Below are 12,316 nucleotides of genomic sequence, written 5' to 3'. Positions count from 1 at the left end.
GCCGCAATAGCCCACGGCCTTCTCCACGGCGCCCCTCGCATGGTTGAGCGCCGGGAGGCTGAACGCCTTGGAGCCAACAGGTCCGGGTCTGGACGTCCGTTGCCAGGACGAAGAGCCTGAAGTCGGTCCAACTCGGCCCAGGCTGCGGCTTCGCGTTCATAGGCGGCCTCATGTGCGGGATCTGCGTCTCGCCAGGCCTCGAAAGCGGCGCGATCCCGGGGCGCAGCGTCACTGGCCGTGAGCCTGACCACCCATTCGGCGGCCGCCTGCCTTATGTCTTCCCGTCGAGGTGACGACGCACGCGCCATGATGCTCCCGTTTTGACCGTTTCTGCTCGCGGATGGCGTGCCAGCTCGTCAGAGCAGATGCGCAGGCTTTTCGCGAGATGCTTCTCAACTGTACTGACGGACAGCCCCAGGCAATCCGCTATCTGCTTGTGCGAGAGTCCGTAGACTTTTCGCAAGGTAAAGACCTGACGCAGGCGTTCGGGCAACTGGGCGACGATATCGGCAAGCAGCCGCAACTCGTCGCGCCACAGGACGTCCAGTTCGGGGCCAGGTTGATCGACGCCGATCGAGAGCATCTCGACATCAGCGACGCTCTCGATCGCCACGATCCCTTCCCGCCGACGCTGATCGACCGCGATGTTCTTGAGCACCCGGCTGGCGAAAGCGGGCGCATTGGTCAAGGTCGCCCAATTTTCATACGAGATGAGGCGCGCGAAGGTCTCGTGAACGAGGTCTTCGACATCGACGGCGCCGCTGCGCGAAAAGCGCCGTGCATACGCACGCAAGCCAGGCTCCAGCGGGAGGATCTCCCGACGGAACCACGCCCTTCGCGCATCCTCGGCATTGCTCATTGCGATTCAAGAATAGCCGCGATCGTGACGGTCGCTATCGCTAGCCAGGTCAACTCGTCCTGGACTGTGTCGCGACGACGGAAACCACCGACGTCTCCCATATCAGGGCGTCTCATCCACGACCTCGGCGCGCTCCGGAATGAGATAGCGGTCGATCCAACTGATTGCAGCGTAGAGCTGGTCTCTCTGATCGGCTTCACCGATGAGGACGTGGTTGGGATCGTCGTAGATGCGATACTGAGCATCGACGCCCTGCTCCCGCCAGGCGGCGTACATCCACCCATAGAGATCGCCGGGCAGCGCGCCGCCGCGATGGCTGACGAACATGGTCGGCGTCGTTACGCCACGCGTGAAATTGATCGGCGACATGCGGCGATAGACATCGGGATTGTCGATGGGCGTGCCGTATAGCGTCGTAGCCAGCTGGTTCGTGCGTGCTCCCGCTCCCCAGCCCGCCATGTGATCGGCGAAGCCGCCTTCCTTGGAGATGGCCGCCTTGAACCGGTGGGTATGGGTGATGATCCAGTTGACCTCATAGGCCCCGTAGCTGTGACCGATCACCGCCATCCTGTCGGGATCGGCGACGCCGTCGCGGATCGCCGCATCGACGTTGCACATGATGTCGGTAAAGTCCTGAGCATAGGCCTCGCCCGTCCGCGACACCGCGTCGAAACCATAGAGCCCGCTCGCACGATAGTCGGCTACCAGGACGGCATAGCCCTTGGCCGCCCACATGTCGTGTTCGAGGCTGCTGGAGGACAGGATGGTGCCGGGCGTGTAGGCGCCGTGACTTCCGCCGTCCAACCCGCCGCGCGGTCCGCCATGAAGGTCGACGATGAGCGGATACCGACGGCGCGGATCATGGTTTAGCGGCAGCACCAAGATCGCCTCAGGGCGCACGCCGTCCGTGCTTTCGCAGCGAACGAACCTGCGTTCGGCCCGTGCATAGGACGCCAACGGCGGATCCGCCTTCCAGATCTGGCGCCGGGGCGAAGCCTGCCAGACCCCGCTGGCCTTGCGCAAATCGGCGACTGAAAGGCTCGCGGCGCCGTAGAGATCGATATCGAGCCAGGCTAGGCGGCGACCGTCCGGCGACGGCATGGCGTTGGCCGGTATCCCAGGGAGTTCGGTCTCGCGCCCCTCGATGTCCACAGTGGCGAGACGCCGCGTCAAGGGATGAGCGCCGGAGATGTCCGCCAGCACCGTCCGTTCGTCGAGCCAGCGGGGACGCTCTCTGGGGTCCATGGACACGACGTGGATTCGGCTGTCGGCCATCGAGGCGATGGCGAACTGCTTGCGCAGCTGATAGCCGAGGCCTTCCTTGTCGTAGGTGAAGGCGACATACGGCCCGACAGGGGCCGCTTGCAGGAAGGCGGCGCCCTGGCCGCCGATATTCGCCGCCAGGACGCTTCCCTGTCCCGTGGCGGGATCGAAGAGATGCAGATCGCTGCGAGGAAAGCCTTTTCCCGGCACCGGCGTCGCCGTGGCGGCGACGATCTTGCGGTCCTGGTCGGCCCAGGTCATTCGTCCGATCCGCGTCTCCGGAAGATCAGCGATGCGACGCGCGTCGCTACAGTGCTCATCAAGAACCCAGACGGCGACGTTGTGACCCCAAATTTCCGGCGCCGCGGCCTCAAGAACTCTTACGGCCGCTCCATTGGTCGGCGCGGCCGCCGGCGCTGCAAAACGCGACGCTCCATAACCGACCGCCACAGCGATATGACCGCCGTTCGCGGCAAGGGCTACGGCTTCAATTCCTGTCGTGTCCGACATCAGTTCCGAAACGGAAACCTCGCAGGTCGCGGTCCCGCCTGACCGCGCGACGACAAGGCGGCCGCCGCCCGAGCCTTCGGGGTGATAGGCGATCACATCGGCCTGCGCCGCCACGACAGGATCATAGCCCACGCCGATATCCGTGGTCGCCCCGGTGCGGACATCGACGGTCCGCTGCAGGTAGCTGAGCGGAACATACTCGGCGAACTGACCGCGTCCAGCGCCCGCTTGCGTCTGTACCGTCACCGTACTGATGAGAATGCGCCGACCATTGTCCAGCCACTGCATCCGAGGGTGAACCGGCGTCTCCTCGGCGTTCCTCCTTATGTGGGACAGCAGGATATCCGGCGTGACGGGGACGCCTCGATCCGCCGCCGTCGCCGCCGTGAATGACGTCAGCAGGAGGGCGCACGTCATCGTGCGCAAAACGGTCTTCACCATTGCTTTGTCACCGTCAGCGAGATGAATCGGCCGAGAGGATTCGCGTTGGTAGGGTCAAAACCGCTCCCGGACGGCGTAAGGACGAACGGCGGATCTTCGTTGAAGAGGTTTTGAACGCTGAGCGCGATGGATGCGCCGCGCAGATAGGATGCCGCTCCCGGCGGCGCGCCATATCGTATGTCGAGATCGACGGTCTTCCAGGCTTCGACAGACGGGTCTGCGACATTGCCCCGATCGCTATATCCGCCGACATAGTTGAGAAACACGGCGGCCGACCAATCGCCGCGAGCCAGGGTCGCGCCTGCGCGAGCCTTGAAATCCACGGGCAGGAACGCCTGATTGAGCGCATCGGCTTCCGGCGACGTCTCGATCACCTTGCGGGTTCCCGAGAGGATGTATTGGCCCGCCGCTGTCAGGCCGATGCGGTTGGGGCCGACTTCAAACTCATAGCCGATGTTGAAATCGAGACCGTCCTGGAAGGTCGCCGCGTTGTTGCGCAGACGGTTGTCGAGGATCACCTCGACATCGCTTTCATCCTGACCGGCAGGCACCGCGAAAGGCCCTGCGCGTGTCAGCGCATATTGGGCCCCGGCCAGCCCCATGTCCCTGAAACGGGTGATCAGATCCAGACTCGGACTATAGGTCAGGATCGGCGCATAGGGCGCCGTATCGCTCGCGAACAGGGTGGTGAAATTCCCAGGAAAGCCGCGATCGATCCGGTCGGTATAGGAGATGCGATAGTAGTTCAGCCCCAGGGAAAGGCCTTCGACGAAGGTCGGCTTGAACTCCACGCCCCCCGTCCAGGTCGTCGCCTTCTCCGCATCTAGGTCAGGATTGCCGCCCTGCAGGAGCATCAGGTTCGTGCGCCCCGTCGGAGCCCCCGCGTTCGGCAGATTGACGACCACGACGACGGCGTTCTGCGACTGCAGATCCTCAAAGATCGGCGCCCTGAAAGATGTGCCATAGGTGCCGCGGAACAGAAGGCCCGGCGCGGCTTCCCAGAGCAGACCCAGCTTGGGGTTCAGGGTCGAGCCGAAGTCGCTGTAGTGGTCGTATCGGGCTGCAATCGTCGCCTCCAGCCTTTCGGCGCCGGCGAAACGATTATTCGGACCAACGAGTGGCACAATGGCTTCGCCGAACACCGAAGCGACGTCACGGGCGCCGCTGACGGTCGGCTGCGGCCTCGTCCCTGCGGTGAAGCGGTTCCGATAGTCTTCGCTTCGATACGTCGCGCCCAGGGCGACCCGTATCTCACCGCCGGGAAGGGTGTAGAGAGGGCCGTCGGCCGCCAGATCCACATACCGGGAATCCGACGCAATGCTGAAGCTCGAAGCCGGGCTGACCACGCCGGCAGGCGTCGTCGAAAAGCCCGTCCGTTCGACATCGCTGTGACCGACAGCGCCGCTCAGCCGCACCTGCCAGGCTTCAGACAGGTCGTATGTCAGGGCGCCGGAAAGATCATACTGCTCTGTCGAGGGCGCGCCGATCTGATAATCGCTGGCCGTCGCCCGCACGGATCTGACGTCGCGCTTGGCGTAGAGGCCGTTCAGTTCGAGCGAGAGGTTCGGCGTGATCGTCTGCGAGATCGCGCCATAGAGACTGTGTCGTTCCGTCTCTGGATAGAGATCATAGGGTTGGAACGGCGCATTGCGGGAGAAGCCTCTCTCGGAGACGTCGAGATTATCCTGCGACAGGAATTCGTAGCTCAGCAGGGCCTGGCCGCTCGACCAGTTCCAGCCTCCTGTCTGGACCGCCTGAAACTCTTCCAGACCGCCCGAGGTCGCGCCGCCGTAGCGCAACCGGGTCTCGTAGCCCTCGAAGTCCTTGCGCAGCACGATGTTCACGACGCCGCCGATCGCATCGGACCCATACAGAGCCGACGCCCCATCCGTCAGGACTTCGATCCGTTCAACCGCCGACACGGGGATCAGCGAAATATCGACATACTGGAATTGGTTCGAGGCGGTGAGGCGGCGACCGTTGAGGAGGGTCAGGGTGGTGCCGGTGCCCAGTCCGCGCAGGTTCAGACCCGAGCCAGCCCCCCAGTTCGACCCTACATCGCGATCCACCCCGGAGTTGGCGTTGTTCCCGGCATTGGCGCCGCCGCCGAAGTTCTGCGGCAGCTTGTCAAAAAACTGCTGAAGCGTCGCGGCGCCGGACTGAGCGATCATCTGGTCATTGAAACGGATGACCGGAGACGCGCCGCTTCCGGCCCCACGAATGTGCGACCCGACGACGACGATTTCGTCCAATCGAGTGACGCTTTCTTCGCCGGCGGTTTCGGGTCTGGCGGAACGCATGCCCGTCGCCCGTCGCAACGTCACCGTCCTTGCATCATTCGTGACCACTTCAAGGCCTGCAGCCTGGGCGAGACGGGCGAGAACGTCGGCGTCATCAAACCGGCCGATGATTGCTGGCGCGCGGCGTCCATGCGCGGCGTCGAACGGGAACAACACCTGTTTGCCGGATTGCCGCCCGAACGCTTGCAGGCTCGCGGCCGCGTCGCCTGCGGGTATGTTGTAGGCGCGTGTCTGCGCGACTGCAGATGTCGCCGTCGCCAAGACGGCGACCGTGCCAAGCAGCAGATACCTGAAGTCCATCAACATTAGCTCCCCCTGCCACGCGCCACTCGAGCGGGCCTTAGCCGTACTGACGAGCGAGGCGGCGCTATCCGCCACGCACGGCTTCAAAAAAAACCAACGCGAGCGAGCGGCTGGAACGACGAACCGACGGAGGTCGAGCACAGCCTGGATCGCACGCAGAGGATGCGCCCCGCGAGGGCGTCGGCTCCTGTCGGAAACAGCATCAGCGCGGCTCACATGCCACGACATAGTCGGCGCCGTGCCTTAGGCCGTCTCGCTCAACGCATAGCGCCAGGCCTCTCTCCCGAACTTCAGTGACAGCCCGAGACAGGCTCGCGGCCAACCGACTGTTCTTGATGCCGGGCAGTCGCCGCAAGGCCATGTCCAGTTGAGCGTTCACCCATTTCGCCTTGTAGCGATTGGGAAATCGGCGGGCCGAGAGCACCCTGAAGCCGGCGCTGGCGAGTGCGTTCAACGTCCACTCCGCCGGATACTCCCGATAGGGCGTTTCGTTCGCCAACATCAGCACCGCGTCCCGCAGCCTGCCGATCTCTCGCACCATCCTCGCCTCGTCCGTCTCGGCGGGCCCGACGATGTAGGGATCAAGTCCGACGACATAGAGCCGTCGTCCCGTGTGAGGCCTCAATCGCCGCAGCAATGATTGCTGGAAATAGGGCGCGAACCCTTCCACGGCGCCGATCAGGTAATCAGCCAGAACCGTGTCGTGGACCTCACCCGCCAGAAGGCTTGCGTCGGTCCAATTGCCCAGCAGCAACCTGTCCTGCGGCCGAAGATGCGCGCCCACCGCGACGCGCACCTGGTCTGCATGGCCGGCCGCAGCGGTCACGCCGGTCCAGGCGTCAGTGGTCAGAGCCGCGCTCCAAAGGCTTGAATTAACGCCCGTGCCAGCATCCAGAAAGCGCCCCCAGGGCATGTCCCCCTGCAAGGCCTCGACGTGATCAAACAGACTCATTGCGCCTGGGCCTGGACGGCGCGAAGCGTCGCTCGTCGGATCAGCCGCACCTCAAGGTCATAGCCCATGGCGTCCGCGAGACGCGCCGCCGCCTTCAGCGTCATTCGCTCACGGTCTCTCAACCACAGGCAGACCTGCCCGCGCGGCACGCCGAGCCTTCTCGCCAGTTCCGACTGACTGAGGCCCTTCGCTCTGCGCTTTTCGTAAGCGCGTCCGATCATTCGCCAAACCTCGGACTGCACCCGTTCCGCCTCCGCCACCGTCCCCTCGCCCCTCATTCCAATCACCTCTCAAGCTCGCTTGATGAATGTTATGATATAACATAATAGCGACTCTCTTCATGAACGGGGAGTGTCATGCGCACAAGATCCATCCTGCTCGCAGCCGCGAGTTTTTCCGCCCTTTCGAGCACCGCCTTGGCGAACGCCCTGCCTCAGTCGGGCCCGGCAACGACCCGTGTCGATGATGTAGTCGTGACCGCCGACGCCCTGGGTCGGTCGAGCAAGGAGGTGGTCTCCAGCGTGGCGGTGCTGCGCGGCGACGAACTGGTTCAGCGCCGGCAATCAACCCTGGGCGAAACCTTGAACGGCCTGCCGGGCGTCAACTCCGACACCTTCGGCGGCGGGGCCAGCCGCCCGGTCATCCGCGGCCAGACGGCGCCGCGCGTAAAGGTTCTGACCGACGGATCGGCCCTGATGGACGCCTCGGAAGTTTCGCCGGACCACGCGGTCTCCGGCGAGCCCCTGCTGCTGGAAGGCGTCGAGATCCTGCGCGGCCCCTCCGCGCTCCTCTACGGCGGGGGCGCCATCGGCGGTGCGGTCAATCTGATCGACAAGAAGATTCCCACACGCATTCCCGAAAACGGCGGCGAAGGCGCAGCCGAATTCCGTCTGGGCACAGCCGACAATGAAGAAGCTGGCGTAATCGGCCTGACAGCCGGCGCCGGATCCTTCGCCATTCGGGTCGAGGCCGCCGGCCGCCGTACCGACGACTATGAAGTTCCCGACTTCAGCGAAGCCACGCTGGACGGATCGTTCAACCGGAGTTCGACCGCGACCCTGGGCCTGTCCTGGATCGGTTCGCGCGGCTATCTCGGCGCCGCCTATACGGAGCAGCGCAGCGAATACGGCCTGCCCGGCCACAGCCACGAATACGAGTCCTGCCACCCGCATGGCTCAAGCCTACACTGCGGCGGCCACGACCACGGCGACGACGACCATGACCACGATCATGATCACGACCACGATCATGGCCATGTCCCGATCGTCGATCTGATCAGCAAGCGCGTGGACGTGCGCGGCGAGATCGAGGATCCGTTCGCCGGGATCGAGCGTATCCGCTTCCGCGGCGGCTACACCGACTATCGCCACGACGAGATCGACGACGGCGAGATCGCCACCACCTTCACCAACCAAGGCTATGACGCCCGCGTCGAGGTGCAGCACGCCCCGATCGGCGGGGTGCGCGGCGTCATCGGGGCCCAGACATCCCACAGCGACTTCGCCGCAGTAGGCGCAGAGTCCTTCATTCCCGAGAGCCGGACGGAGAACCATGCCGTCTTCCTCATGGAAGAATATGCAACCGGCGACTGGCGCTTCGAAGGCGCCCTGCGTCAGGAATGGCAGGACGCACGCGCCCTGGGTCGGGCGGACACGAGCCACTCGCCCTTCTCGGCCTCGGCCGCGGCCAGCTGGACCTTCACGCCCGGCTATGTCGCCTCGCTGTCGGTCGCGCGGTCACAGCGCGCCCCGACCGCCCAGGAACTCTATGCGCGCGGCGTCCACCTGGCGACCAACACCTATGAGATCGGCACGGCCGGCCTCGACGTCGAAACGGCCAACTCGATTGAACTGGCGCTGAAGAAGACCGAAGGCGCCACCACCTTCGCCGCCAGCCTCTATCACTACGACTATGACGGCTACATCTTCGCCGCCACGCTCGACCAGTTCGAGGACTTCCGCCTGATCCGCTACACTCAGGCTGACGCCCGCTTCACAGGGATCGAGGGACAGGTCACCCACGATTTCCGCCCCGGCCTGTCGGCCACGGTCTTCGGCGACTATGTCCGGGCCGATCTCAAGGGTGACGGAGGCGACCTGCCGCGCATTCCCGCCGGTCGTCTCGGCGTGCGCGGCGATTTCTATCAGGGCGTCTGGTCCGGCAATCTCGAATACGTCCATGTCTTCGAACAGGACCGCATCGCCGCCTTCGAAACCACGACGCCCGGCTATGAGATGGTCAACGCCACCCTCGCCTACGACGTGGGTCTGAGCGGCGTCGGTCTGGGCGACATCGATGGCCAGATCTTCCTGCGCGGAACCAACCTGCTGGATGAAAAGGCGCTGAACCACGCCTCCTTCATCAGCAACCTGGCGCCCCTGCGCGGCCGCAACATCGTTCTCGGCTTCCGCGCACGGTTCTGATCCGCACCGCCTGACGCCGAAACAGGGCGGGGACAACCTTCCCGCCCTGCAAGGCTCCGTTCCTCCCTCGTAGAGTCATCGCCCTTGCGCCTCCTCGCCTTCTCCTCCCTGTCCGCCCTCACGGTCGCGACCGCCTCCTCAGCCTTTGCAGCGGACGTCGAACAGGACCGCCCCACGGTCATCGCGCCCGTCATCGTCACCGGCCTCCGCACGCCCGATACGGCGGAAATTCTGTCCACCGCCAGCCGCGCCGGTCTCGCGGGTCAGGCGCTGGAGCGCGCCCGGGCGCCCAGTCTCGGCGAAACCCTCGCCCGTATTCCCGGCGTACAGAACAGCAGCTTTGGTCCCTCCGCCGGCAGACCGGAGGTCCGCGGCCAGTCCGGCCCCCGCGTGGCCATTCTGGTCAACGGCATGGCGTCGCGTGACGCCTCCGCCCTGTCGGGCGACCACGCCTCCCCGATCGAGCCCTTTCTCGCCGACCGGATCGAGATCCTGAAGGGCCCGGCCGCCGTCCTTCATGGCGGATCGGCCATCGGCGGCGCGGTGGATGTGATCGACGGCCGCATTCCGCTCGCCCTGCCGAGCAAGCCTCTTTCAGGCCGGGCGGAGATCAGCGGCGGCTACAACACCGACTTCACCACCATGGCTCGCCTCGACGGCGGCCGCGGCGCCTGGACCTGGCACGCCGACGCCCTTTACCGCGACCGTCCCGACCTGCGCATACCCGGCGGCTCCAAGGTCGACGCCTGCCGTAGCTGGTCGGATCTGGTGTCCAATGTCTATGCCCAGACCCTGTGTCAGGTGAGGTTGGCCAACCCCGTCTGGGCTCGCGATCCCGCCAGCGGGCGCTGGGTCGATGGAACTCCGCCGGAGCGCCAGATCATCACCGACCACAATCCCGGCGCCGTGGGTCGACTGCCGCAAAGCGGCCAGACCACCACGGCCTTCACCCTGGGCGGCAGCCGTATCACCGAAGACGGCTACATCGGGGCCAGCGTCCAGCACTACGCCAGCGACTACGGAGTGCCCGGCTTCGCCTACATCACCTCGGCCCACCCCCAGCCCTCGCCGATCGACCTCGAGGTCGAGATGACCCGTTATGACGTCCGCGCCGGCTTCTATCCCCGTGCTCTCGGCGTCGAGCGTGTCGACATCCGCCTCATGAGCAGCCAGAGCGACGACCGAGAAGTCATCGACGGCGCCGCCCACACCCGTCTGATCACGGACGCCGACGACATCCGCATCGACATCGCCCATACGCCCTGGCGCGGCTTCTCCGGCGTGTTGGGCCTGCAGGCGAGCAGCCGCGACCTGTCGACCGAAGGCGCCAAGGCCTACCTGCCGAGCGTTTCGACAACCGAAGACGGGATCTTCTGGGCCGAGCAGTTCGTCTGGCGCAGACTGACCCTGAAAGGCGGCCTGCGCCACGATCGCATCGACTATAACGTCGATGAAGACACCATCCGCGACGGGCGCGGCCTCGGCTCCATGGCCCGGGATCGCAGCTATTCGACGATCAATGCTTCGGTCTCGGCCCGCTACGACCTGCCGTTCGGCCTCTTCGCCGCAGCCCGTTACGACGACGCCGAGCGCGCGCCATCCCTGATCGAGCTCTACGCCAACGGCGACCATTACGGCATCCTGACCGAAGAACAGGGCGACTACCGGCTGGACGTGGAGAAGGCCGAAAACATCGAGCTCGGCCTCGGTTTCGACAATGACCGTTACGCCCTCTCGGTCCGCGCCTACCGCACCGACTACGAGAACTACATTTATCTCGGAAACACCGGAATCTCCCGCACCCTGCCGGTGCGTGAATGGCGTCAGGGCGACACCCGGATCGAGGGTCTGGAGATCGAGGGCTCGGCGCGCTTCATTGGAACTCGCCTGGGCGATTTCGTCCTCAGCGCTTTCGGCGACTTGGTCGAGAGCGCGCCGCGCTTCACCCTGCCGGACGGCTACAGCCCCTTCGGCTCCTCCCAGACTACGCCCGCTTGGGACAGGGAGTATTTCCGCCGGAATCTGGACGGTGACTATCTGCCTCGCATGCCCGTCTCTCGCTACGGCGCCGACCTCGCCTGGTCGGCGGGTCCGTGGCGCGCCTCTCTCGGCGCCGTCCACCATGAGGCCCAGGACAAGACGGCGAAGAACGAGGCCCCGTCCAAGGCCTACACCCTAGTGGACGCCCACCTCGCCTATGCCTTCGCGGCGCCCGGCGGCCAGTGGGAAGCCTTCCTCGACGCCTCCAACCTGACCGATGAAGAAGCACGGCCGCACAACTCCTTCCTGCGTTACCGGGCGCCGCTCGGCGGACGCGCGGTTCGCGCCGGTCTTCGATTGAGCTTCTGATCTCCCGCGCCCCGGCCGCGACATCTCCCCGCGTCGCGGCCGCATCCCCGAAAAGGAAATCCATGCCCGCTCGTATCCAGACCTGGGGCGACGCCGCCGCCATCGGCCTGTCGACCCTCTGCATGGTCCACTGCCTGGCCCTGCCCCTAATCGCCGCCAGCCTGCCTTTCCTCGGCCTGCTCGCCGAAGCGCCCTGGGTGCACTGGGCCTTCGCCGCAACCGCTGCACCCATCGCCGCCTGGAGTCTGTCGCGTCCCATGAGCGACGGTCGCCGGAACTGGACTCTGCTCGGCCTGGGAAACCTGGGTGTCGTGCTCCTGTTCCTCGCGGCGGCGGAATGGCCCAGCCATGATCTGGAAACGCCAGTTACGATCTCTGGCGGCCTGATGCTCGCTGCAGCCCACGGCCTCAACTGGCGAAAGCGCTCACACGATCATTGAGTCAGCGATGCATGAGCGGTCACTCATGTGCTAGCCCAAAGCGGCCACTCAACTAACCGAGCCAATAGGCGCCAGCGTGTGAAAATCACTGGAGTGGAAGACCAGCGGCATGATCCCGTCGACGGCGGCCGCCCTGTGAAGACGGAAGAGGACGATGTCGTGATCCCCGGCTTCGATTTCGGTCTCGACCGAGCATTCCAGCCAGTGCTCGCGCATGCGCAACCGCCGCCAGGTCCAGGAGCCCTGCTTGATGCAGACCGACACCAGGGGCGGGTTGAGCGAGACCGCCACGAAGGCGCTGGCGGTCATGCCCACGGGATTGTCCTGATCCATCGCGCACAGGGCAGTGACGCCGGTCGGGAATCGGCCGAACAGCCGTCGCAGATCGGCGTCTCCGCAGACAGCAGAAAGCCCCGGAGCTTTTGGCTACGGGGCTTTGAGAAGTTTGGGTGCGGGAGCAGGATTTGGACGATACC

General features: G+C 65.2%; 9 protein-coding genes and 1 pseudogene. 3 read left to right on the top strand and 7 right to left on the bottom strand.

The genetic code is table 11. The features are described from left to right. Positions 1–164 precede the first annotated feature (164 nt). The 6 genes and pseudogenes from ABIE19_RS15555 to ABIE19_RS15530 all read right to left on the bottom strand — a co-directional run. A pseudogene (locus tag ABIE19_RS15555) lies at positions 165–308 on the bottom strand (FecR/PupR family sigma factor regulator); the annotation flags it as partial. Then, entirely contained in the window at positions 272–859 is a 588-nt protein-coding gene (locus ABIE19_RS15550) for an RNA polymerase sigma factor (protein WP_354090140.1), read from the bottom strand. The gene ABIE19_RS15550 and the pseudogene ABIE19_RS15555, both read right to left, overlap by 37 nt. Before the next feature lie 102 nt (positions 860–961). After that, complete coding sequence (locus ABIE19_RS15545) at positions 962–3,049, bottom strand: alpha/beta hydrolase family protein (protein ID WP_354090139.1); 2,088 nt, start codon at positions 3,047–3,049, stop codon at positions 962–964. 17 nt (positions 3,050–3,066) lie between these two features. Further along, complete coding sequence (locus tag ABIE19_RS15540) at positions 3,067–5,679, bottom strand: TonB-dependent receptor domain-containing protein (RefSeq protein ID WP_354090138.1); 2,613 nt, start codon at positions 5,677–5,679, stop codon at positions 3,067–3,069. A 199-nt stretch (positions 5,680–5,878) separates the two neighbouring features. Further along, positions 5,879–6,628 (bottom strand): hypothetical protein, encoded by a 750-nt coding sequence (locus ABIE19_RS15535; protein ID WP_354090137.1) that lies wholly within the window; start codon positions 6,626–6,628, stop codon positions 5,879–5,881. Beyond that, positions 6,625–6,849: a helix-turn-helix transcriptional regulator gene (locus ABIE19_RS15530; RefSeq protein ID WP_354090136.1), complete on the bottom strand. Its 225-nt coding sequence runs from the start codon at positions 6,847–6,849 to the stop codon at positions 6,625–6,627. The genes ABIE19_RS15535 and ABIE19_RS15530 overlap by 4 nt, the downstream gene beginning before the upstream one ends. 252 nt (positions 6,850–7,101) lie before the next feature. Here ABIE19_RS15530 and ABIE19_RS15525 point away from each other — a divergent pair, with 252 nt between their 5' ends. From ABIE19_RS15525 to ABIE19_RS15515, 3 genes are all read left to right on the top strand, one after another. Next, positions 7,102–9,051 (top strand): TonB-dependent receptor domain-containing protein, encoded by a 1,950-nt coding sequence (locus ABIE19_RS15525; protein WP_354090135.1) that lies wholly within the window; start codon positions 7,102–7,104, stop codon positions 9,049–9,051. Positions 9,052–9,135: 84 nt separating this feature from the next. Beyond that, on the top strand, positions 9,136–11,400 hold the full coding sequence (locus ABIE19_RS15520) for a TonB-dependent receptor (RefSeq protein WP_354090134.1): 2,265 nt from the start codon (positions 9,136–9,138) through the stop codon (positions 11,398–11,400). 62 nt (positions 11,401–11,462) lie between these two features. Then, entirely contained in the window at positions 11,463–11,840 is a 378-nt protein-coding gene (locus ABIE19_RS15515; RefSeq protein ID WP_354090133.1) for a MerC domain-containing protein, read from the top strand. A 48-nt stretch (positions 11,841–11,888) separates the two neighbouring features. Here ABIE19_RS15515 and ABIE19_RS15510 read toward each other — a convergent pair whose 3' ends face one another. Further along, on the bottom strand, positions 11,889–12,215 hold the full coding sequence (locus ABIE19_RS15510; protein WP_354090247.1) for a flavin reductase family protein: 327 nt from the start codon (positions 12,213–12,215) through the stop codon (positions 11,889–11,891). Between the last annotated feature and the right edge of the window lie 101 nt (positions 12,216–12,316).

It is taken from the genome of Brevundimonas faecalis, from assembly GCF_040549405.1.
Classification (GTDB): Bacteria; Pseudomonadota; Alphaproteobacteria; order Caulobacterales; family Caulobacteraceae; genus Brevundimonas; species Brevundimonas faecalis.
Note: the sequence above shows the minus strand (reverse complement) of the source record. Positions and strands in the feature narration are given on the sequence as shown.